Origin of the sequence: Terrimonas alba, from assembly GCF_042434975.1 — a bacterium.
Lineage (GTDB): Bacteria > Bacteroidota > Bacteroidia > Chitinophagales > Chitinophagaceae > Terrimonas_B > Terrimonas_B alba.
Genome location: NZ_JBHMQM010000001.1, coordinates 1008126 through 1031219, shown reverse-complemented (window position 1 = coordinate 1031219; position 23094 = coordinate 1008126). Strand labels below are relative to the sequence as shown.

At 40.8% G+C, this 23094-nt stretch carries 10 protein-coding genes; 8 read left to right on the top strand and 2 right to left on the bottom strand.

All coding sequences use genetic code 11. The features are described from left to right. The first annotated feature begins 65 nt into the window (after positions 1-65). The 4 genes from ACFEL9_RS04100 to ACFEL9_RS04085 all read left to right on the top strand — a co-directional run bounded on the left by ACFEL9_RS04100 (position 66) and on the right by ACFEL9_RS04085 (position 9822). Positions 66-1172, top strand: a complete 1107-nt coding sequence (locus tag ACFEL9_RS04100) for a FecR family protein (protein ID WP_385886374.1) — start codon at positions 66-68, stop codon at positions 1170-1172. A gap of 170 nt (positions 1173-1342) precedes the next feature. Next, complete coding sequence (locus ACFEL9_RS04095; RefSeq protein WP_385886372.1) at positions 1343-4708, top strand: SusC/RagA family TonB-linked outer membrane protein; 3366 nt, start codon at positions 1343-1345, stop codon at positions 4706-4708. A gap of 38 nt (positions 4709-4746) precedes the next feature. Further along, positions 4747-6270 carry a RagB/SusD family nutrient uptake outer membrane protein gene (locus ACFEL9_RS04090; RefSeq protein WP_385886370.1) on the top strand — a complete coding sequence of 508 codons (1524 nt, stop codon included), beginning with the start codon at positions 4747-4749 and terminating at the stop codon, positions 6268-6270. 174 nt (positions 6271-6444) lie between these two features. After that, positions 6445-9822, top strand: a complete 3378-nt coding sequence (locus tag ACFEL9_RS04085) for a VCBS repeat-containing protein (RefSeq protein WP_385886368.1) — start codon at positions 6445-6447, stop codon at positions 9820-9822. A 21-nt stretch (positions 9823-9843) separates the two neighbouring features. Here the strand turns inward: ACFEL9_RS04085 and ACFEL9_RS04080 are convergent, their stop codons facing one another. Both ACFEL9_RS04080 and ACFEL9_RS04075 read right to left on the bottom strand, forming a co-directional pair. Continuing rightward, entirely contained in the window at positions 9844-10605 is a 762-nt protein-coding gene (locus ACFEL9_RS04080; RefSeq protein ID WP_385886366.1) for a response regulator transcription factor, read from the bottom strand. Next, positions 10605-13793, bottom strand: a complete 3189-nt coding sequence (locus tag ACFEL9_RS04075; RefSeq protein WP_385886364.1) for a ligand-binding sensor domain-containing protein — start codon at positions 13791-13793, stop codon at positions 10605-10607. The genes ACFEL9_RS04080 and ACFEL9_RS04075 overlap by 1 nt, the downstream gene beginning before the upstream one ends. A gap of 425 nt (positions 13794-14218) precedes the next feature. On the opposite strand from ACFEL9_RS04075, the gene ACFEL9_RS04070 reads away from it, so the two are divergent. The 4 genes from ACFEL9_RS04070 (at position 14219) to ACFEL9_RS04055 (ending at position 22999) form a co-directional block, all read left to right on the top strand. Beyond that, on the top strand, positions 14219-17191 hold the full coding sequence (locus ACFEL9_RS04070) for a SusC/RagA family TonB-linked outer membrane protein (protein ID WP_385886362.1): 2973 nt from the start codon (positions 14219-14221) through the stop codon (positions 17189-17191). Between the two features lie 33 nt (positions 17192-17224). After that, on the top strand, positions 17225-18835 hold the full coding sequence (locus ACFEL9_RS04065) for a RagB/SusD family nutrient uptake outer membrane protein (protein ID WP_385886360.1): 1611 nt from the start codon (positions 17225-17227) through the stop codon (positions 18833-18835). 247 nt (positions 18836-19082) lie between these two features. Then, on the top strand, positions 19083-22403 hold the full coding sequence (locus ACFEL9_RS04060; RefSeq protein WP_385886358.1) for a VCBS repeat-containing protein: 3321 nt from the start codon (positions 19083-19085) through the stop codon (positions 22401-22403). Positions 22404-22420: 17 nt separating this feature from the next. Then, the gene (locus ACFEL9_RS04055) at positions 22421-22999 is read left to right on the top strand and encodes a hypothetical protein (RefSeq protein WP_385886356.1); all 579 of its coding nucleotides are present in this window, start codon (positions 22421-22423) and stop codon (positions 22997-22999) included. Positions 23000-23094: the final 95 nt, after the last annotated feature.

The following is a 23094-nucleotide window of genomic DNA, read 5'->3' as shown; positions in this document are numbered from 1 at the left end:
TTCAATTAACGGGTAAAAAATGCCCATAGGATACTCTGTTTTAAAAATGGTTATTAAAACACATTATGGAGCCTGATAAAATGGATGTTACGGATTTATTGGCGGATGAGTCGTTTATTAATTATTGCAAGAGGTCTTCACCGGAGGATGTGGCATTTTGGGAAAATCATGTCAGGGAAAATCCTGATCGCCGGCTGGTGGTGGAATATGCAAATGAAAAATTTATTCAACTATTCAATGCTTTGGGAGAAGCAGATATGGAAGAACAGGCAGCCCGCTTAAAAAGCAGGTTAGATCTACTGGATTTAACGGAGCCTGCACCCGTTGTTCAGATGGAGAGATTTGAAAAGAAAAAATCCAGCAACATTTCATTGCTGGTTAAACTCTCGGCTGCCGCCGTATTGTTGATAGGACTCTTTCTTACCATTAATTACTATAACAATGACCGGAGCAAAAACAGTAAAACATTCCTGGCGGCATACGGTGAAAGAAAGAATATTCAACTGCCCGATGGTTCGGATGTTACGTTAAATGCCGGAAGTAAAATAGAAATCAATGAAAATTTTGGCGTTTCCACCCGTGATGTTTATTTGGAAGGGGAGGCATTTTTTGATGTAAAGCATAATGAAAAACTTCCTTTTATTGTTCATACCCCTGCCATGGATGTAAAGGCATTAGGCACCGCTTTCAATGTAAAGGCTTACCTGGATGAAAGGATCACTGAAACTTCACTAATAAGGGGATTGATAGAAGTGACACTTAAAGAAAATAATAATCTTACCATGTTGCTTCATCCTAATCAGAAAATAAAATGGGAACACCCCTTTGGTGATGTTAGTCCGACCGTAGTAAAAAGCGGAGATAATTTAACTGCCACAGACAGCCTCGTAAAAAAACTGCAGGTAACGGATTACGGCAATATAAAAGAGGTAGCCTGGAAAGACAACAAGCTGATGTTTGAAGATGAGTTGTTTGGTGATATAGCGGCATTACTGGAAAGGTGGTACGGTGTAGAAATTAAATTCAATGATGAGGCAATTCGCAATTACCGGTTTACCGGAGTTTTTGAAAAAGAGGATATAAATACAGTGCTTGACTTTTTAAAAGAATCCAGGAGTTTTAAGTATAGAATAGAAGAGGGGGAGCCTTTACAAATAAACTTGTCTAAATAAAAATACAGGGAAGAATGCGGCAACATTCCCCCTGTAGTAAAATTTTGAAACACTTTTTCTAAAAAAAGTTGTTTCTATTTTTTAAAAAAAACCAAAATAAAGGTATGAAAAAAAATCATGCTTGTAGGTGGAGTTTTACAAACCTATCACTAACGAAGCTGCTTAAAATCATGAAACTAACTTCAATTCTGCTATTTGTCTGCGCTATGTCGGTGAACGCAGGCGGGTACTCCCAGGATGTGAAGGTCAATCTTTCGCTTACCGGGGTAAAACTGACGAAGGTCTTTAAGGAGATCGAAAAAGAAACAAAGTACCGATTTACGTTTTGCAACGATATTATTCCGGAAGGCCGGGTCTTTACAGTCAATGTACGGGCGACGCCAGTATCCCGGGTGATGAATGAAATAATGTCGGCAACAAAACTTAAATACCGGTTTGTTGAAGAATCCGGCATTTTTATTATTTCCGAAAAAAGTGATGGCGCTTTTGACGAGCCAGAGGCGCCCGTGTTACGTACTATTACCGGTACGGTGACCGATGAGACCGGCGAGCCACTTGCCGATGTGTCGGTGCAGATAAAAGGCACGACTACTGCTACTACAACCAATGCCAAAGGTTTTTTCTCCCTTGATGTGGACGATAATGCCAAAATCCTGGTGTTTTCTTTTGTGGGTATGATAACCAGGGAAGTGAGTATTGAAGGGAAAACCTCGGTACAGGTAGTTCTTCAATCCAATAACAGGGCAATGGATGAAGTGGTCGTAGTAGGTTATGGTACACAAAGAAGAGCTTCAGTTACCGGAGCTGTCTCTAGTGTAAACAGTAAAACGTTGAACGAACTGCCGGTGCTAAGCGTTTCCCAGGCATTACAAGGTCGTGTTGCCGGGTTGACGGTTACTAATAATGGAAGCCCGGGGGCAGAGCCCATTGTACGGATCAGGGGTATCAGTTCGATCAGCTTTGCTTCCGATCCTTTGTATGTTGTTGATGGATTTCCAACAGGCAACCTGTCAACTATTGATACAAGAGATATCGAGTCTGTCGATGTATTGAAAGACGCCTCTGCTGCTGCTATCTATGGTTCAAGAGCTACGAATGGTGTAATCATGATTACCACTAAAAAGGGTAGAAGAGACAACAAAATACGGGTGACTCTTGATTCCTATTACGGTACACAGGAGGTTACAGAGAGGCTTGACTTGTTAGATACAGAAGGATTTAAACAATATGCGCTTGCATACAGGGGTAGCCAGGTAGAAAGATTAACTGCACCAATGGTGGATCAGCCTACTCATGCCGGGGCTACACAAACCTACGGACAAACCAATACCGACTGGCAGGATGCTTATTTCAAAAAAGGGAACATGACCCAGCATAACGTCGGTTTAAGCGGGGGAAATGATGTATCCCGTTTTTATGCATCTGCTGGTTTTATGGACCAGGAAGGTATTGCTCCAAGTGTTGGTTATCGCCGTTATAATTTCCGTCTCAATTCAGATCATGTCATTAGTAAAATCTTCACTTTCGGTGAGAATTTATATGTGGCTTCCGGCGAGCAGGACTATGATAATAATGAAACCGGTTCCAGAACAAACTTGGTAAATGTGATCAGGATGATGCCGCATATTCCTGTATACGATCCAACTTCGAATGGCGGGTTTAGAGGTGTAAACTCCGTGTTAGATGGCGGCGACCCGACCAATCCTGTAGAGGATGCAACGTTAAAAAATCCGGGTACCAGGACAACGGCGAAGATTTTAGGAACTGCATTCCTTGAGGTTAGTTTTACAAAATGGTTGAAATTCCGTTCCACTTTTGGTGTGGATTATGCCAATGGACTGGACTATCGCTTTTCACCTATTTTTAATGACAATGGAACCATTGCGGGTTCTAGTGCTACCCAGGCTACTATTACAAATAATCGCAATGTTTCTACTGTATTATTATTTACGGAGCAACTGTCATTCGACAAAACTTTTGGCGACCATCATATCAATGCGATTGCGGTGTATGAGCGGCAGAGTCAAAAAACACGACAGGAAAATGCAACTGGCAACCAGTCATCTAATGACCTTAGAACGTTAAATAATGCTACCAATGTAGGCGTGCAAACGCTGGTTGGTGAGAATACATTGCTCTCCTACCTCGGCCGGTTGAATTATGATTTTAAAGGTAAGTACCTGGCGAGTGTTGCGGTTCGTCGTGATGGTCTTTCAGTGTGGGCACCGGGTAAGAAATGGGCTACTTTTCCTTCAGCTTCTATTGGCTGGAGAATAGACGAAGAAGAATTTATGAAAGGACAGGAAAAGATTTCTGAGCTAAAATTAAGAGCCGGCTATGGTGTTACTGGTCTTAATGCCCTGGTTTTGGGCAATACACCCTGGCTGGTTAGTGTAAATTCTAACAGTGCTTATTACCCTTTCGGGGGTACAGCCGCCAATGGTCCCGCATCTTCTATTCAGCGTTTAGGAAATACGGAACTGGAATGGGAAACCACAAAACAACTAAATATCGGTTTGGACCTGGGATTTTTGAAAAACAAATTCACCTTATCGGCTGAATATTATCAACGGAAAACTGATAACCTTATTCTAAACGTACCTCTTCCTCCTTCGTTTGGTTTTATAAGTAGTACGGTGCCGCAAAACGTTGGTGAAATGAAAAACAGCGGCTTTGAACTGCAATTAGGGTATAACGACAGAGAGGGGGAGTTGAAATGGAACGCTACTGGTAATTTGAGTTTTGTGACAAATGAAGTAACAAGATTAGCTGAGGGGGTTAAGAATATTGAGGCAGGCGGAGACCAGGATTTTGGTGCTTACAATATTACCAATACAGCCGTTGGCGAAGCTATCCAGTCTTTTTATGGCTGGGAAGTGGAAGGTATTTTTCAGAATGCTGCAGAGGTTGCGGATCATGCGACCCAAACGGCCGGAACTGCGGCCGGGGATCTTAAATTCCGGGATCAAAACAAGGATGGTGTCATTGACATTGATGACCGGGTATTTTTGGGCAGCTTTATTCCCAAGGCAACGTATGCTTTAACCGCGGGAGTCAACTATAAGAATTTTGATTTATCTATTTTCTTCCAGGGTGTGCAAGGCAACAAAATATACAACGCTACACGGGTTATAAGCGAAGGAATGGTTCGTTTCTTTAATGCAGGTACGCAGGTATTAAATGCGTGGACACCGTCGAACACCAATACCAATATTCCCCGGGCTATTTCTTCTGATCCCAATCAGAACGCCCGCCCTTCTACCCGTTTCCTGGAAGATGGGTCTTATCTGCGTTTGAAAAATATAATGCTCGGTTACAATCTTCCGGCTGCTTCATTGCAATCGCTGACAAAAGGAGTGGTGAAGAACTTCCGTATTTATGTATCGGCTCAAAATCTCCTGACCTTTACGGACTACAGTGGATATGATCCGGAAGTGGGTAACAGAACACCTAATTCATCATTAACCAATGGAATTGACTTCGCTGTTTATCCCCAGCCAAAAGCTTACCTGCTGGGTATCCAGGTAGGTTTTTAACAGCAACGATTAAGTCAACTCTTATAAAATAAAATAGTATGAAACAAAATATAAGTAAATGGTGTTTGGCTGTTTTCCTGGTATTTACCGGAATAGCTGCCTGTACCGATAAACTGGATGTTCTCGATGAAAACAATCCGACAACCGAAAGTTATTTTAAAACTGCTTTGGAATTGCAGAATGGTGTAAATGCAATCTATTCTACTTTGCGTTCAGCACAATTGGTCGGCCGGGAATGGTTCTTTACGCATGATATGAGAAGTGGTGAATGCTCTCCCGGCGGTGCACAATTGGAAGCGCCAAGAGCAGAGTTGCTTAAACAGCCTTCACCAGCACCATCTAATTCAGTCATGTCGAATGTGTGGACGGGTTCTTATCAAATGATCAACCGGGCAAACCTGGTTCTTTCGAAAGCACCGGATGTCAGCGATGATACAGCACTTAGAGATCGGCTGGTTGGGGAAGCTAAGTTCTTGAGAGCCTGGGCCTATTTTGAATTAGTATCGCAGTGGGGTGATGTTCCGCTTTATACAGAAACAGTCACTTCCGCTACTGGCTTCCAGGGAAAATCACCTGCTGCAGATATTTATGCCTTTATCATCGCTGATTTGGCCGACGCCGTTCAAAAATTACCGGCAACCTATGGCGCTTCTGATAATGGAAGAGCGACAAAAGGCGCCGCCAATGCTTTGTTGGGAAGAGTGCAAATGCAGAAAGGCGACTATGCTGCGGCAAAAACGGCTCTGCTGGAAGTGTATGGCAAATATTCGCTGGTGAATTACTTATGGAATTTTGATGGCGATGTAAGAGATGACGGTGGTACTTTGATTACATCAGGGCATGAGTTTAATGCGGAGTCTATTTTTGAAGTGGTATTTGTTGACAGGGGAGATAACAATTTTAACTGGGGTTACAATGGTGAAGGTTCAACAAGTCCATTGAGTACGGTTCGCAACCAGGAGTATGGTATTACCTGGGGAAATATCATTCCATCTGATCGGTTGCTAAATGAATTTGAGGCCAATGACCCGAGGTATAAATTCACCGTTTTCGAGGAAGGAGATCAGATATTAACTCAATCTCCTCTTGGGCCAAAAACATTGACCGCTGCTGATATGAATGTTGGCACCAGCACAAAGAATGGTGTTACCAAGAAAAGATTTTTCCGCAAGTATGGCATTTACGATTGGGTTAATTCCGGTTTTCATCCCGGCGGTCTCAATCATCGTTTAATTCGTTATGCTGATGTATTGCTGATGCTGGCTGAATGTGAAGCTGAAGTAGGAACACCAGCACAGGCCGCCAGTTATATCAATGAAGTTCGTAGCCGGCCGGGTGTAAATATGCCTGACGTTACATTGACATCAAAGAACGACGCATTAAAAGCGGTGATGCATGAAAGATCCGTTGAATTGAGCGCTGAGCAGGTTAGCAATATCGATATCCTGCGTTGGAGGAAAAAAGGATATTTTCCTTCTATTATTCCTGACCGGGTACCGGGACAAGTTGATTTATTGCCGATTCCGGCGAGTGAAACTTCAACAAACCCCTTGATAAAATAATCATCGCTATCGCTCTTTACTAATAGTTGTACAATAGTTTAAGTTTTAGTTCTTTTCTCTCGTTAAGCAGTAATCAGGGGCTGTCATTATTGACGGCCCCAATTTTTTAGTATATATTCCAAATTCCTTTATTAGGGATACTGAATCTCTCTCCCGAAGTAACTTGCAACCAGTATGAAAAAAAGATTTATCCATCGGAGTTCTTATTTTTTTATTGTGGCTATCCTTTTTTTGAATTCGTGTAGTCATAAACAACAAGACAGGTTGTTCACGCAGCTCAGTCCAACAGAATCAGGTGTTTTTTTTAGTAACGATATTCACGACAATGACTCTTCGCATTCTTTTATCAACGAGTTTGGTTATATGGGTGGTGGAGTAGGGATTGGCGATTTTAATAATGATGGCCTGAAGGATATTTTTTTTACCGGCAACCAGGTAAGTAGTCGCCTGTATATTAATAAAGGGGATAATCAATTTGATGATATAACGGAAAAAGCAGGGATTGGCACCGATGTTTGGTGTACGGGTGTTAGCATTGTCGATATCAATCATGACGGGTACGATGATATTTATGTTTGCGTTTTTGGAAAGGATCTATTGCAGCCTGCAAAAAATCTTTTATTCATTAATCAACATGATCTTTCTTTCAAAGAAGAAGCGGAAGCATATGGTCTTGCAGATACCGGGTATTCAACCCAAGCTGTGTTTTTTGATTATGATAAAGACGGCGACCTTGATATGTATCTCGCTAATTATTTATTAAGTGCAAGAAATACCAATACCATTTTTCCCCGTGACAAAAGTGGCCGGTCCGCTGCCAATGATAAACTTTATCGGAATGATGGCGACAGTGCGCAGGCAGGACATCCTGTTTTTATCGATGTTTCAATGCAGGCGGGTATTACGGAAGATGGGTATGGTCTGGGCGTAGTGGCAAGTGATTTTAATAATGATGGATGGCCGGATATTTATGTCGCTAATGATTTTGTATCTAATGATGAATTATGGCTGAACAACCGCAACGGCACATTTGCCAATTGTATCGCAAAATCGATTCAACACCAGAGTTATTCAAGTATGGGCACGGATGCCGCAGATATTAATAATGATGCGTTGCCGGACATTCTTACATTGGATATGTTGCCTGAATACAATGATCGAAAGAAGACCTCTTTCTCTTTTATGAATTATGAACGATATGAAGCGGAACGGGCCATGGGATATGAGCCGGAATTTATGCGCAACACGCTTCAATTAAATATTGGCAGCCAACGGCGGGGAGATACCAGCCTGCCTTTTTTCAGTGAGATAGGGCAGTTGAGCGGCATACAGGCAACCGATTGGAGTTGGAGTGTGCTGTTGGCTGATTTTAATAACGATGGATGGAAGGATATTCATGTAACCAATGGTATCGGAAGAGATTTTATTGATGCCGATTTCCTGGAATTCAGTAGCAATATCTTCAATAGTGGCCGCAGCAGGGAAGAACAGGAAAAAGCCATTAGGCAAAAACTTGCTTCGTTGGATCATGTTAACCTTCCGAATTATTTATACCTCAACCAACGTGATTTAACGTTTGCCGATCACTCGGACGCCGGTGGGATCAACGAACCTTCTATGTCCAATGGTGCCGCCTACGCCGACCTGGATAATGATGGCGATCTGGACATGGTGGTCAATAATATCAACAAGGGAGCATTTGTTTTTATCAATAACACCAATCAAAAAAACAAACCGGTCACTACTCATTTTTTAAGCCTTCAATTGAAAGGGGATAGCCTGAACAATCATGGTTTCGGTGCAAAAGTTTTTGTGTATAATGATGGTAAAGCACAACTACAGGAACAAAACCCCGTGAGGGGTTATTTTTCTTCGGTAGATCAGCAAATGATTTTTGGATTGGGAAAAAGTGATCATGCGGATTCGTTGGAAATTGTTTGGCCGGATGGTAAAAGACAAGTAATAAAAAATGTTGTTGCCGATACTACGTTGGTTCTTTCATGGAATAATGCTACTGCCGGTCGAATAGTTGAGACAGCGAAGCCTTCGTTTCTTTTTTCGGATATTACCTCATTGGCCGGTCTTTCATACAGGCACCGGGATAATCCATTTAATGATTACACCATTCAGCGGTTGTTGCCGCAAAAGTATTCGCAGCTAGGGCCCTTTATTACTTCCGGCGATATCAATAATGATGGGACCACTGATTTTTTCGTTGGCGGCGGATTTAATTTTTCCGGTAAAATTTTCACGCAGCGGCAAGATCAGGTATTTACTTCAAAAGATCTTATAGACAGCATTAAGTTTGAGGAAGACATGGATTGTATTTTATTTGATGCTGATAAAGATGGCGATTCCGATCTGCTCGTTACCGGCGGTGATATGCAGTACGATGAAAGTTCAACCTATTATAAACCCCGTTTGTACATCAATGACGGGAAAGCTCATTTCAGTTTGCAGGCAAATGCGATTCCCGATTCGGTAAAAACAATTGCCGGATGTGTAAGCGCCGGTGATTATGATGGCGATGGTGACGCTGATTTATTCGTTGGTGGAAGGGTGTCAAAAAAGTATCCGCTGCCTCCCCGCAGTTTTTTATTGCAGAATAATAACGGCGTGTTCACAGATGTTACCGCAAAAGTTTGTCCCGCTTTGCAAAAGGTTGGTATGGTTACGTCGGCGGTATGGACCGATTTTGATAATGATAAACAAACCGACCTCATCATCGCAGGGGAATGGATGCCAGTACAATTTTTTAAGAATAATCATGGCAATTTAATGGAAGCAACTTCATCCACCGGGTTAACCCGGATGAATGGAATGTGGCGAAGTTTGGTTGCAAACGATATGGATAATGATGGAGATATTGACCTGGTAGCCGGCAACCTCGGTTTGAATTGTGAATACAAAGTCAATGAGGCAGGGCCTATGCAACTATACGCTACCGACCTGGATGGCAACGGAAGTATCGACCCCGTTTTTTTCTATTATATAAAAGCTGCGGATGGACGGAACCATTCGTTTCCTGCTATCAGCCGAAATCGTTTTTCGGACCAGGTACCTGCCATCAAAAAACAATTCCTGTTGTACAAGGATTATTCCCGGGCAACCTATAATGAAATTTTCAAAGGCAAGGCCAGGGAAAATATGTTACAACTGCAGTGTGACGAAACAAGAACCTGTTATTTTGAAAATACAGGCAATGGGAAATTTATCAAACATCCATTGCCTGTGGAGGCGCAGTTTGCACCGGTAAATGCGATCATTTGCGATGACCTGGACAACGATGGTTTTAAAGATCTGTTGCTCGCAGGCAATGAATACCAGGCAGAAGTGACAACGGGAAGATATGATGCATCCTATGGTTGTTTTCTCCGGGGCGGAAGTAATAAATCTTTTACACCGGTTCCGGCAGTTCAAAGCGGTTTTATGCTGACCGGTGATGTAAAAGACATGTCACTTATTCGCTTATCAAATGGGGAAAAAATAGTCCTTGCTGCAGTCAATAATGATTCACTACGGGTATTCAGAGTAGGTGCCGCGTCAAAATAATTGGGCTGCTTATTTCACGTTTCAGTTATGACTTTTTGCCTGGAATTCTGAAGGAGTCATATTGAATTGTTTGAAAAAACACCTTCCGAAATGATGTTGCGAGGTGAAGCCCACCATATCCGAAATCTCATACAGTTTAAACTTACCTTCTGTTAAAAGTTTGGCAGCTTGTTTGAGCCGGTTAACTTTTATTAATTCATTAGGCGGCAGGTTACAGATATCATTGATTTTTCTATAAAGCGTGGCACGACTCATAAACATTTCACGGGCAAGAAACTCAACATCGAGATCCGGGTTTTTGAGATTGTTCGAAATGATATCAGTAATCTTTTCCAGGAATTCTTCATCTGCTTTTGAATACGCTATGCTCTTAATATGAGTAAGCGGAGAGCTTGCAAAAAAATCCTTTAGCTTATTACGGTTTGTTAGAAGGTTGTCGATCTGTGCCATCAAATGTTTAGGTGAAAAAGGTTTTTCAATATAGGCGTCTGCTCCTTTTTCCAATCCCTCGATACGCGAATCCAATGTTTTCCTGGCGGTCAGCAAAATAACAGGAATATGACAATAGTTAATACTGGATTTAATCCTGTTACAAATTTCAAAACCATCCATTACCGGCATCATGATATCACTGATAATCAGGTGCACTGTTTCGTTTTCAACAATCTGCATGGCTTTCTGTCCATTAAGAGCAGTTAAAACCGCGTACTTTGGTCTTAGGCTGTCTGCAAGAAATTCAATGATCTCCGCGTTATCATCCACAATTAAAACTACTGATTCCATTAGTTAAAATTTTCGTCGTTAAGTTCTAAAATGGGTATTTTATAATCCGGCTCATTACTGGTATTTATCGGGAGTGTAAGAACAAAAATGTTAAAGCCATCCCGTGGTTCTTTTAATTCCAGAGTGCCTTTGTGTAATTCAGTAAGAGCACGGGAAATAGCCAACCCTATACCTGTACCGTTTTGATAATTGGTTTCTTTTATTCTGAAAAAAGGTTCAAAAATCTTCTCTTTACTGTCGGCAGGGATTAATAGACCATCATTTTTAAATTCAATAAGAAATTCATTTTCCTTTTCCAGCCAGGCTAACCTTACCTGGACAGTATTCTCTGCATATTTAATAGCATTGCTGTATAAATTACTTAAGATCTTCTGAAAAGAATCATTGTCAACCATCGCATAAAAATCGTTGGAGGGTGTCTGGAGAGAGTAGGACAGGTACCGGTGGTCAGCTAATGGCTGAAAACTTGCGTGCATGTCCTCTACTAATTCAGGGATATTGATTTTTTCAAAATTCAGGCTGAACCCTTTTGCTTCTATTTTTCTAAAATCCAGTAACTGGTTAGAGATATCAAGCAAACGGTTGGTGTTCCGCTCCATAATCCTGAGGTTGTTCTTTATTTCCGGAACCTTATCTGCATGGTTCATGATATTTTCCATTGGCCCCTGAATTAATGTTAGTGGCGTTCTTATCTCATGGGCAATATTGGTAAAAAAGTCAATCTTATTTTGATATAACGCTTTTTCATTCTCGTGTGCAAGAAGTTCAATTTTTCGCTCATGCTTTTCATTAATCCTGTTGTGATAAATACGAAAAACAACATACACGATGGCGATGGCCAAAACTGAATATAGTAAATAGGCCAGTTTGCTTTTCCAAAAAGGAGGCAATATTTCTATTCTTAAACTTGTTTCTTCTTTATTCCATATACCGCTACTGTTTGCGGCTTTTACTTTGAACGTATAAACTCCGGGCGGTAATTCGGTGAAATAAGCCTTTCGGTATGTCTTCAGTGGTGTCCAATCGGCGTCAAGCCCTTCCATCTTATAGGCATATTCATTCATTTCGGGAGATGTGTAACTTAAGGCGGCAAAATCAATACTGAGCGTTGACTGATCATGTCTTAACGTAATTTGGTCCGTGTAAGTAATTGACTTTTTGAGTGGTGATTTTTTCCCGTTTACAACCAACTCCTTATCGTATAACTGTATCCCTGTGATGTAAACGGGTGGTGTTATAGTGTTGATGGTAAATTTCTCCGGAACAAAACTGATCATGCCTTTTACGCTTCCAAAATACATTCTTCCGGTTGAATCCTTATATGCAGAATTCCAGTTGAACTGGTCATTCAATAATCCGTCAGCAACGGTATAAATTTTTATCGATTCTGAAATCGGGTTAAAACATATAAGCCCTTTAGTAGAGCTGATCCATAAATTATTTTTTTTGTCTTCCAGTATTTTAAAAAGAAAATTACTGGGCAGCCCGTTTGTAATGCTGTAGGTTTTAAATTTTCTTACCCGGGGATCATACTTGCTCAGCCCCCCTTCGGTAGCAAACCATAAATTGCCACGGCTGTCCCTGAATTGTCCATTCACCATATTATTAGCCAGTGAGTCCGTGCTTTTAAAATTTGCCCTGAAATTGCTGATCAATCCGGTTTTTTGATTGAGTGTAAAAACACCATTGCCGAGCGTACAGATCCACAGCAATCCATTTTCATCTTCTAAAATTGATTGGGTCTGGAATGGAAATCCGGCAACGGGTGAAAATGAATCAGTCAGTTTGTTATATTGGAAAAGCCCTTCCCAGGTGCCCACCAGTATATTTCCTGATTTTGTTTTATAGAGGTGAACGATGAAATTGCTGGCAAACGAATTTTTACCTGCAGTATAATGCTTTATTATTTTGCCTGTTTTCAGGTTCATCCGGTCAAGGCCATATTGATAAGTTCCTATCCACAGCTCATTGTCCACTATAAGAAGACCATGTATGTTTGAGTAGGAAATGCTTCCTTTTTTTCCGTCAGGAACAAAATGCTCAAATACCTTTGTTTTTACGTTGAGCTTATTCAACCCGGCATCTTCGGTACCAATCCATAGATTACCCCGGCCATCGGGACAAATTTCATGTACACCATTCCCTTTAATGGAGTTGATACCATTTTGTGAAAAATATTTTTCGAAAGAAGTGTACGGATAAGGGTAATAACTGATACCTCCGAATCTTGTGCCGGCCCATATGCCTCCTTCCCGATCCCTGTATAACGTATTAATTGCGTTATCAGAAATGGAATAGCTATTGTTATACTGCATACGGAGAGTGGTAAATTTTCCACCATTGATGTTATAGATAAACAGCCCGTATTCAGTAGCCACCCAATATTCATCTTCCGAATACTGGATAAAATCTTTAGCGAATATTTCAGTTTTGTCGTGATTGTAGATGAGAAGGTCTTTGTAGTCTTTTGTTTTAATATCAAAAAGTTTTATTCCCTGGTTTAATGTACCTACCAGTAATGAACCTTTATTGGTATTGAAAATCTTTGTTATGTACTTGCCGGAAGTTGCCCGGGATTTTGAAAAAAGATCATAGGATGTAAAACGGTCAGTGGCTTTGTCATATTTATTGATAAAACCATTGGCCGTCCCAACCCAAACGTTCCCATCCTGATCCTTGCAAATAGATGTCGCCAGGACTTCCGGTGGATAAGAACGAACCGTTTTGCTATGCTCACTATAGGAGTTAAGTGTTTTGTCAATAGTAAACCAAATATTTCCACTGTTGTCTTTACAAAGGTCGCCGACCTCTTTGTTTGAAGTAAAGGGTATAAGCTCAAAGCTTTGATCCACCGGATCGTAGTAGTATAGCCCTTTTGCAGTTCCAGCCAGGATTTTGCCATCGTCAGTAGTAAGCAGCGAAAAGACAGAATTATTGCCAAGGCTTTTGGGGTTGGCAGGATCATTTCTAAAGACTTTAAATGTATAGCCATCAAACCGGTTTAAGCCATCGATCGTTCCAAACCACATAAAGCCTTTTTTATCCATGACACTGCAAAGCACGGTATTATTCGAAAGACCATGTTCTACCTCGTAATGCCTGAAATAATAAGGAGACTGTCCGCCTGCAGTAGCTGGTAAAAGGACCAATGAAAACAGTAGCAGCGATAGTAATAGCCTGATTGACAAGTATGGCAAGTTTGGTTACCTAAAAGTAACTGAAATTTCTAAGCGGGCAAGCCGGGATGATGGCGGGTTGGTTTGAGCATATGGGAAAATGAATTTGAGACGATTTGGACAAATTGCGAGACAAATAAAGCTTGAAAAACGAAGGATAAATAGTTACTTCACATAAGTGTTTGTGTGACACTTAATTGCCGCGATTGTTGTTTATCTATAATGAATGCTGTATGATGAAAGTAACCCCACTCTTATCCGGGATTCCTTTGGAAAGGGCCCGCCAAAAAAAATCTTTTTTTTATTTTTTTTCCGCGCCGGGCAGAAGTTTTAATAGCGGCTAGCTTGTTTAAGCAGCGCAAAGACATTTTCAATTGCCTTAAAACCATTTTCCTTCCAGTTTGCTAATTGTTTTTCTAACAACTTCAACTAAACTTATGAGTTACTGTTTTATTGAACTTTCGCCTGCCCGGCTTATACGGGCTGCTGTATTTGTTGTTCTGCTTTTTTTGAGTACTACAATTTTTGCACAGGTTTCGGTACAGGGAAAAGTAACTGATAACAATAATGTTCCCCTGCCTGGTGCCACTGTCACCGTCAAGGGAACCGCCAGCGGTACCAGTACCAATGCTGAGGGTAATTTCACCATTTCTGTACCGAATCAACAAACTGTCCTTGTTTTTTCATCCGTAGGTTACATGACACAGGAAGTGCCGGTCGGTAATAGAACGACTATCGATCTTCAACTGACTCCCCAGGCCGGCACTTTAAATGAAGTGGTTGTGGTGGGTTATGGTACACAAAGAAGAAAAGAGGTAACCAGTGCTGTTGCTACAGTAAACGCTGAGCAATTTAATAAGGGAAACATCGGCAATGTTGCTCAATTGCTGCAAGGTAAAGTTGCAGGCTTGTCTATCTCAAGGCCCGGAGGCAATCCTAATGGTGGATTTACCATGCGTTTAAGAGGTTTATCTACTTTAGGCGCCAATAGCTCTCCATTAATCGTAGTGGATGGTCAGGTTGGTGCTGATATCAACACGGTAGATCCAAATGATATTCAAAGTATAGACGTGTTAAAAGATGCAGCATCAGCAGCTATCTATGGTACGCGGGGTTCATCTGGCGTAATTATTATTACTACAAAAAGAGGGGGGAGAATACCAACTGTAACATATAATGGAACAGTAACTGCAGAGGTGCCCGGTAAGTTTACTCCTCATATGACAGCTGCGGAGTTTAAAGCCGCCGGCGGTCGGGACCTTGGTGCAGAAACCGACTGGAATAAAGAAATCACAAGAACTGCATATTCACATGTTCACAATCTGTCTCTTGCTGGTAGCGGAGGTAATGGAACAAATTACATTGCCTCATTTAACTATCGTGATGTGCAGGGTGTTGCTATAAGAACGGGCTTCGATCAGATCAATGGTCATTTTGGTCTTACGCAAAAGGCTTTGAAGGACAGGGTTACTTTTACGTTGGATGCAAACGCTACAAGACGTACTTCTAAGTTTGGTTTTGACAGAGCATTTCAATATGCAACGATTTTTAATCCAACAGCTCCGCGTCGCACTACTGATTCTGCTACCACCGGCCTCAACTATACAGGTAGTGGATATGTAGAACAAAACTTTGTGGAATATGCAAATCCATTGGCTGTGCTCGAGCAAAATACTAACGAAGGCGTTCTTAAAAGAATGAACATTAATGCCTCCGCAAGCTTCGAGATTATTAAGGGATTAAAACTCCTTGGACGTTACGCTCAGGAGAACACCAGCAATTTTAGGTGGGTATATCTTCCAAAGACCTCATTTGACACACGTTTAATTTCTGGTGGTAGTGGCTATACCCGTAACGGGTTGGCCCAAAAGCAAGATGATGAAAATTACAATAAGCTATTTGAAACAACTCTTTCTTATGATAAAAGAGTATTTAATGACTTTAACCTTGCGGCTGTAGTAGGTTATTCTTATCAGGACTTTGTGAATAATGGCTTTCTGGTGCGTGCCGGCGATTTTCTTACAGATATTACATCAGAAAACTTTAGCAGTGCTGCTGATTTCAAAAATAATAAAGCCGAAGCCACCAGTTATAAAAACGCTTCAAGATTAATTGCATTTTTCGGTAGAGTGAACCTTAACTATAGAGATTTGGCGTTCTTATCCGCTAGTTTGAGAAGGGAAGGTTCGACAACATTCGGTGAAAATAACAAGTGGGGTAATTTTCCTGCCGTTAGTGCCGGTCTTGACATTAGTAAGCTTACAGATATAGCCCGTGTAAACTCTCTTAAACTCAGAGCAAGCTATGGTATAACTGGTGCCTTACCTCCAAACTCTTATCTTTCGCTCTTTTTGTATGGCCCAACAGCCAATAACTTTTTGTACAATGGCACTTATATTCCTTCTTATGAGCCAACGCAAAACGCCAATCCAGACTTAAAATGGGAAAGAAAAGCGGAATTTGATATCGGGCTTGACTTTGCATTATTTAATAGTCGTTTAACAGGTACTGTTGACTACTACAATCGTAAAACCTCTGATTTGTTGTTTAACGCTAATGTACCAGTACCACCCTTTCCAACTAACAGGAGGTGGATGAACATCGGGACAATGGAGAATAAAGGAATAGAAGTCTTGTTGGCATATGATGTATTTAAAAATAAAATCTTTAACTGGAATACTTCAGTAAATTTTTCAACTTTTAGTGTTGAACTTACCAAACTGAATAAAGAACTTGCTGGTAACATAATTGGAGCAAGTAACCTTGGTTCTCCCGGCCAGGAACAAACTCAAATTACCCGTGCTGTAGAAGGTGAAAAAATTGGCATTCTTTGGGGGTCCATTTTTAGAGGAGTTGACGATAATGGAAAATTTTTGTTTGACGATGGAGCCGGAAAGACGACACCGCTTGACACGTTCAAAACAAAAATTGGTAATGGTCTGCCTAAGTTTGAATTAGGTTGGACCAACACATTCCGCTATAACAATTGGGATTTAAACTTCTTCCTGAGAGGTTCATTTGGACATGACATGGTAAATACCTATCGTGCCTTCTTTGAAAGTTCAGCACCTACCATTATTGCCAGTTATAACGTTGTAAAAACAAAGTACTTTAATCCTAAATTGAACGATTCTCAAACATTCAGCGACCTCTTTGTAGAAAATGCTTCTTTTGTTAAACTGGATAATGCCACCCTTGGATATACCTTTAATTTTAAAGGAGATGGTGCTATCAAGGGATTAAGAGCATATATTAACGGACAAAATTTATTTGTGATAACTGATTATACCGGTGTTGATCCTGAGGTGAGATATGCTTATGGCGGTAATATCCTGGCTCCGGGTGTTGATGCAAGAGATACATGGGTGCGTACCCGGTCATATACCCTCGGTGTGAATCTGAAATTTTAACTTTTTGAATCATTTTGTCAAAATTACTTTGATATGAAAATTTTATCTGTTGCAAAATATTCGTTCATAGGCTTGTTTCTGATATCTGCTTCCTGTACCAAGCTTGATGAAAAAGAACTGGTTTATGGTTTGGCTACTAACCAGAACTTTGGTCAGACCGACGCAGAAGTAGTCTCTCTTTTGGCGGCAGCTTATACAAATCTTTATGGCAGCTTTGGCAGCGATGGCAACATTATGCGTTTGCAGGAAGTACCTTCTGATGAAGTAGTGGTACCGACAAGAGGGCCAGACTGGGGAGATGGTGGTCACTGGGTACGTTTAAAATTGCATACCTATAGACCTAATGATGGTGGACCTGAAAACACATGGGGTTTTCTTTTCAAAGGAGTAAATACCTGCAACCGGGTGTTGACAATACTGGAGCCAATAGGTACTCCTTCTTCTGAAAAGTTTATATCAGAAATAAAAGCGTTAAGGGCCATTTATTATTATTGGCTGCTTGATTTATTTGGCAATGTTCCGATCAGTACCGATTTTACAAAAACAGATCCGCCACCAAATAATACCCGTAAAGAAGTGTATGATTTTGTGGAAAAGGAACTAACCGATGCACTGCCGGATTTACAACAAACAGGACCTAATGATAATGCCACTTACGGAAGGGTAAATTATTATACCGCTAAGGCTGTGCTTGCTAAGTTATACTTGAATGCTGAAATCTATACGGGTACAGCTCAATGGGATAAATGTATTGCAGCATGCGATGATATTATTAATTCCGGCAAGTATGCTTTAATGCCCAACTATAGAGATAATTTCAAGAAAGACAATAAAGGATCTACAGAATTTATCTGGGTAATACCCTATGATGAAGTGCAGGCAAGAGGCTTTCAGCTTCCACATATGACTTTACACATGGAAAGCCAGGAAACATATAAAATGACGGCACAACCATGGAATGGCTGGGCATCGGTTCAGGAATTTTATAATTCCTACATTGATCCTGTACAAAATCCAGGCCCACAAGACTCCGTTATCGGTGTGGATCCCAAAGGTTCAAAAGTGTTAGGTACAGTGGATAAAAGGTTAAGCAATTTTATCGTAGGACCACAATATAAGTCTGATGGCGTTACACTCCTTACAGATAATGCCGCTGATGTTACAGACCCTAATGGTACTCCTGTTACCTATACTCCCTATATCAATGAATTATTCCCCGGAGCCTGGCGGCAATCCGGTGCTCGTATCGGGAAATACGAATTTTATAGGGGAATGACAGGTCAGTTAAGCAATGATTGGGTTTTATTCCGCTATGCTGATATACTCCTGACTAAGGCGGAAGCTGTGGCGAGAAAAGCTACTAACTGGAATGATCCTGCCGCCCTGGCGATCGTTAATGAGATAAGAACAATGCATGGCGGTGTTGATCCTTATGTAACCATGACGGCAGGCACATTTTTGGCAGAAAGAGGCAGAGAAATGTTTTTTGAAACAACGAGAAGACAGGATATGATACGTTTTGGAACATATAATGCCGCTTTCAGATTCCATCCTGCTGATGGCAGCACACATGTGAACATTTTCCCGATACCCGAAAGTGTATTAAACGCAAATAAAAATTTAACACAGAACCCCGGATATTAATTTTTCTCATTCCATAAGCAGTAAGTTTAGCAATCAAAACAGGCGAATTTTTTCGCCTGTTTCTTCAATTAATAGAGAAATGGATTGTTTTTGGAAAAACATTACTTTGCTGTTTAACATTAAGGTCTATTTATTTTTCGAAATGATTGCTTGTTAAGAGTGCTAATGGAAAAGTTTGAATCAGTGTATTATGAATTGTGAACAATGTATAATGCGGGTTAGGAGCTTACATTTTTTTTGGTATAGCATGGTGTTGCTTATCATTTCCTGCACGGCTAAGAAAAACGCTGATCCTCTTTTTACAAAGTTATCATCCGGACATACCGGTATCAATTTTACCAACTCAGTTTCTTATACCGAAGAATTCAATCCTTATACATTCAGAAATTTTTTTAACGGTGGTGGTGTAGCCGTTGGTGATATTAATAATGACGGACTACCTGATCTGTTTTTCTGCTCCAACCAACACTCCAATAAGCTTTACCTGAACAAAGGCAATTTTCAGTTTGAAGATATTACCAGTCAAGCCGGTATTGTTTCGGATGGTGTTTGGTCAACAGGTGTTACGATGGCTGATGTGAACGGCGACGGCTTGCTGGATATTTATGTTTGTAAATCCGGTGACATAACAAGCCGCAACAGGAGCAATGAGTTATTTATTAACCAGGGAAATTTAAAGTTTGTGCCAAAAGCCAAAGAATACGGTTTGGATAATCGTGGCTTATCTACCCATGCTGCTTTCTTTGATTATGACAGGGATGGCGATTTGGATTGTTACCTGCTTAATAATTCTTTTCGGTCTGTCGGTAATTATGATTTAGTAAAAGATGAGAGAGCATATGTGGATTCATTGGGCGGAAATAAATTGTATAGAAATGATGACGATCATTTTACCGATGTTACATCGGCGTCAGGCATCTTTAGCAGTAAAATAGGATTTGGCCTGGGAGTTACTATTACAGACATTAATAAAGACGGCTGGCAAGACATTTATGTATCCAATGATTTTTTTGAGAGAGATTATTTCTATATCAATCAGCAAAACGGGAAATTTCAGGAAGCTGCTGAAAAATATATCCGTGAGCTTAGTATGAACTCGATGGGAGCTGATATTGCGGATATAAATAATGACGGCTATGCTGATATTTATGTGACGGATATGTTTCCGGAAAACGAAGAAAGAGTAAAAACAAAAACTGTTTTTGAAAATTGGGATAAGTACCAGGCTAATCTTACCAGCGGGTACTACAGGCAATTTGTTCGGAATTCGCTGCAGTTAAACCAGGGAAGCATTGTAAACAAAGAAAACAGGAAGGAAACATATTTCAGCGAGATCAGCCGTTTTGCCAACGTATCAGCCACTGACTGGAGCTGGGGAGCTTTAATAACGGACTTTGATAACGATGGCTTCAAAGATATTTTTGTAGCAAATGGTATTGCTAAAGATATCACTGACCAGGATTATATTCAATATACCAGCGGTGCGTATAACGAAATAAGACAGCAAATACTCAATAAAGAGAAAAATGTAATTACCCGCCTCATAGATTTAATACCTTCTCATGCGATTCCTAATTATGCCTTTGCCAATAATGGCGATCTGACATTTAGTAATAAAGCGAAAGAATGGGGCCTGGACGAGCCATCATTTTCCAATGGCTCGGCTTATGGTGACCTGGATGGCGATGGTGATTTGGATTTAGTAGTCAATAATGTAAACATGCCTTGCTTTGTATACCGCAATGAGAGTGTACAGCAGCACCCCGAGAATAAATATTTAAAAGTGTCATTGCAGGGAGAAGGAAAGAACCGTTATGGTGTTGGCAGCAAAGTAACGGTTTGGTATAACAACACGTTAGCCTACCAGGAGCAGATGCCGATGCGGGGCTTTGAATCAACGGTGGACTGTTGCCTGAACTTTGGATTGGGAAAATGCACGATGATCGATTCGGTGGTAGTGGAATGGAATGATGGGAAAATGAGTGTAATAAAAAATGTAAAGCCCAACCAGCACCTTGTTGTCAAGCAAAGTGAATCATTATCACCAGCAATGGATAATACGCCGGCTTTGGAGAAGAATAAATTGTTTACAACAAGCGATAATAACTATGGGCTTGACTTTGTACATACGGAGAATCCGTTTGTAGATTTTAACCGGGATAAATTGACATTCCATATGCTGTCCACACAGGGCCCGCGAATAGCTAAAGGCGATATCAATAAAGACGGGCTGGAAGATATTTACATCTGCGGCGCCAAAGACCAGCCGGGAGTTTTATATCAGCAAACAAATGAAGGAAGATTTATCAAAACCAATGAATCGTTGCTGGCAGCAGATAAAGGAAGTGAAGACACCGATGCCCTATTCTTTGATTGCGACGGAGATGGTGACCAGGATTTGTATGTATGCAGTGGCGGCAATGAATTTCCGGCCAAATCACTGGAACTGATCGACCGGCTATATATCAATGATGGCAAAGGGAAACTCACAAGATCAGCACCGGTACTTCCCTCTTATAATTTTGAAGGCTCCTCCTGTGTAAGAGCAGCAGACTATGATGGTGATGGCGATATGGACCTGTTTGTGGGAACCAGACTAAAACCAATGCAATATGGCTACCCCTGCAAAGGCTATATACTTCAAAACAATGGCCAAGGAATTTTTAAAGATATAACCGGCCAGGTAGCACTGTCACTTGTAAAAGCCGGGATGATTACCGATGCGCAGTGGCTGGACTATGATAAAGATGGGAAAATGGATTTGGCGGTGACAGGCGAATACATGCCGGTAAGATTGTATCACAATGAAAATGGAAAGTTTAAAGAAGTGACAGCAGCGGCGGGACTACAAAAAAGCAATGGCTGGTGGAACAGACTGATAATAGCAGATATAAACGGCGATGGATATCCGGACATGGTAGGCGGCAATCATGGATTGAACTCAAGATTTAAAGCCAGTGACACCAAACCGGTGAGTATGTATGTGAGTGATTTTGATGAGAACGGATCGACAGAACAGGTGGTGAGCTGTTATAATGGAGATAATGCATACCCGATGTCGTTGCGGCATGATCTGGTATCGGTGCTTCCCTATCTGAAGAAAAAATACCTGAAGTATGAAGACTATAAATTGCAGGGAGTGGAAGATATTTTTACAGAAGCACAGCTAAGTAAGGCAGTGAAACTGGAGGCATATGAGCTGCGGAGCTGTGTATTTATCAATGATAAGAAAGGAGGTTTTATCAAGCAGGCATTAAGCAGTGAAGCGCAGCTATCACCGGTGTATGGAATAGCAACCGGCGATGTGGATGGAGATGGAAATATGGATATAGTGATGGGGGGCAATTTTTATGAATCCAAACCCGAGGTGGGAATCTATGATGCATCATATGGCGTGATGCTGAAAGGCGATGGAAAGGGAAACTTCAAAGTAATAAAGGGAACAGACAGTGGTTTGCAAATACAGGGAGCAGTGAGAGATGCGGTTTGGTTAAAGGCAGGAAATAAAAAACTGCTGTTGGTTGCTAAGAACAATGCATCATTGCAGGTAATAGATTATTTAAAATAGCTAAACACGGTTTACAAATGAGGAGTGAGTTGAAATATTATTTACTGTTTTTGGCGATAGGACTGTATGCTTGTCAGCATTCAACAGTGGATGAATATGATTCACTTGTCAAAAAAGAGTTAAGCAGTAATAAAAAGGTAAATGAAATTTTTTGGGGAATTAATTTGGGAATGGCCAATAAAGATTTTTATGTGCATTGCTGGAATCTGAATAAAAAAGGAATGTTCAGGGATGGGCCGGGCAATACAAGTGTTTTACATGAATTGGAAAATAAAGAATTGAATCATCCTGCCGAGATGAATTTTTACCCGGAATTTAAAAATGGCAAAATTCATAAACTGTGGACAAAATTCAGGTATAAAGGGTGGATGCCGTGGAATAAAGAACTTGGTTCCGATAAACTCCTGCCTGATGTCGTAAATCTTTATAAGAAATGGTATCCGGGAGGGAATCCTTTTATCACGGTTCAGGATGCAAAGCGGGGAAGAACTTATGTAAAAATTGATGGTAACCGCCTGATCATCATTGGCATCTTTGATGACACAGATGTTAAGGCGGAATATACTGATTTGAGTGTGGAAGAAGTAAAAAAGTAATATGCTTATCAGAAATTATTGTATAAAAGAAATTTCCGGGATTGCCTGTTTGCTCCTGTTATTGCTGTTCTGTTCATGCGGAAGTAATTCCAGAC

Excerpts from the sequence above, each read along its gene's own strand:
- ACFEL9_RS04100 (WP_385886374.1), top strand. The coding sequence starts at position 66 with ATGGAGCCTGATAAAATGGATGTTACGGATTTATTGGCGGATGAGTCG.
- ACFEL9_RS04095 (WP_385886372.1), top strand. The coding sequence starts at position 1,343 with ATGAAACTAACTTCAATTCTGCTATTTGTCTGCGCTATGTCGGTGAAC.
- ACFEL9_RS04090 (WP_385886370.1), top strand. The coding sequence starts at position 4,747 with ATGAAACAAAATATAAGTAAATGGTGTTTGGCTGTTTTCCTGGTATTT.
- ACFEL9_RS04085 (WP_385886368.1), top strand. The coding sequence starts at position 6,445 with ATGAAAAAAAGATTTATCCATCGGAGTTCTTATTTTTTTATTGTGGCT.
- ACFEL9_RS04080 (WP_385886366.1), bottom strand. The coding sequence starts at position 10,605 with ATGGAATCAGTAGTTTTAATTGTGGATGATAACGCGGAGATCATTGAA.
- ACFEL9_RS04070 (WP_385886362.1), top strand. The coding sequence starts at position 14,219 with ATGAGTTACTGTTTTATTGAACTTTCGCCTGCCCGGCTTATACGGGCT.
- ACFEL9_RS04065 (WP_385886360.1), top strand. The coding sequence starts at position 17,225 with ATGAAAATTTTATCTGTTGCAAAATATTCGTTCATAGGCTTGTTTCTG.
- ACFEL9_RS04060 (WP_385886358.1), top strand. The coding sequence starts at position 19,083 with ATGGTGTTGCTTATCATTTCCTGCACGGCTAAGAAAAACGCTGATCCT.
- ACFEL9_RS04055 (WP_385886356.1), top strand. The coding sequence starts at position 22,421 with ATGAGGAGTGAGTTGAAATATTATTTACTGTTTTTGGCGATAGGACTG.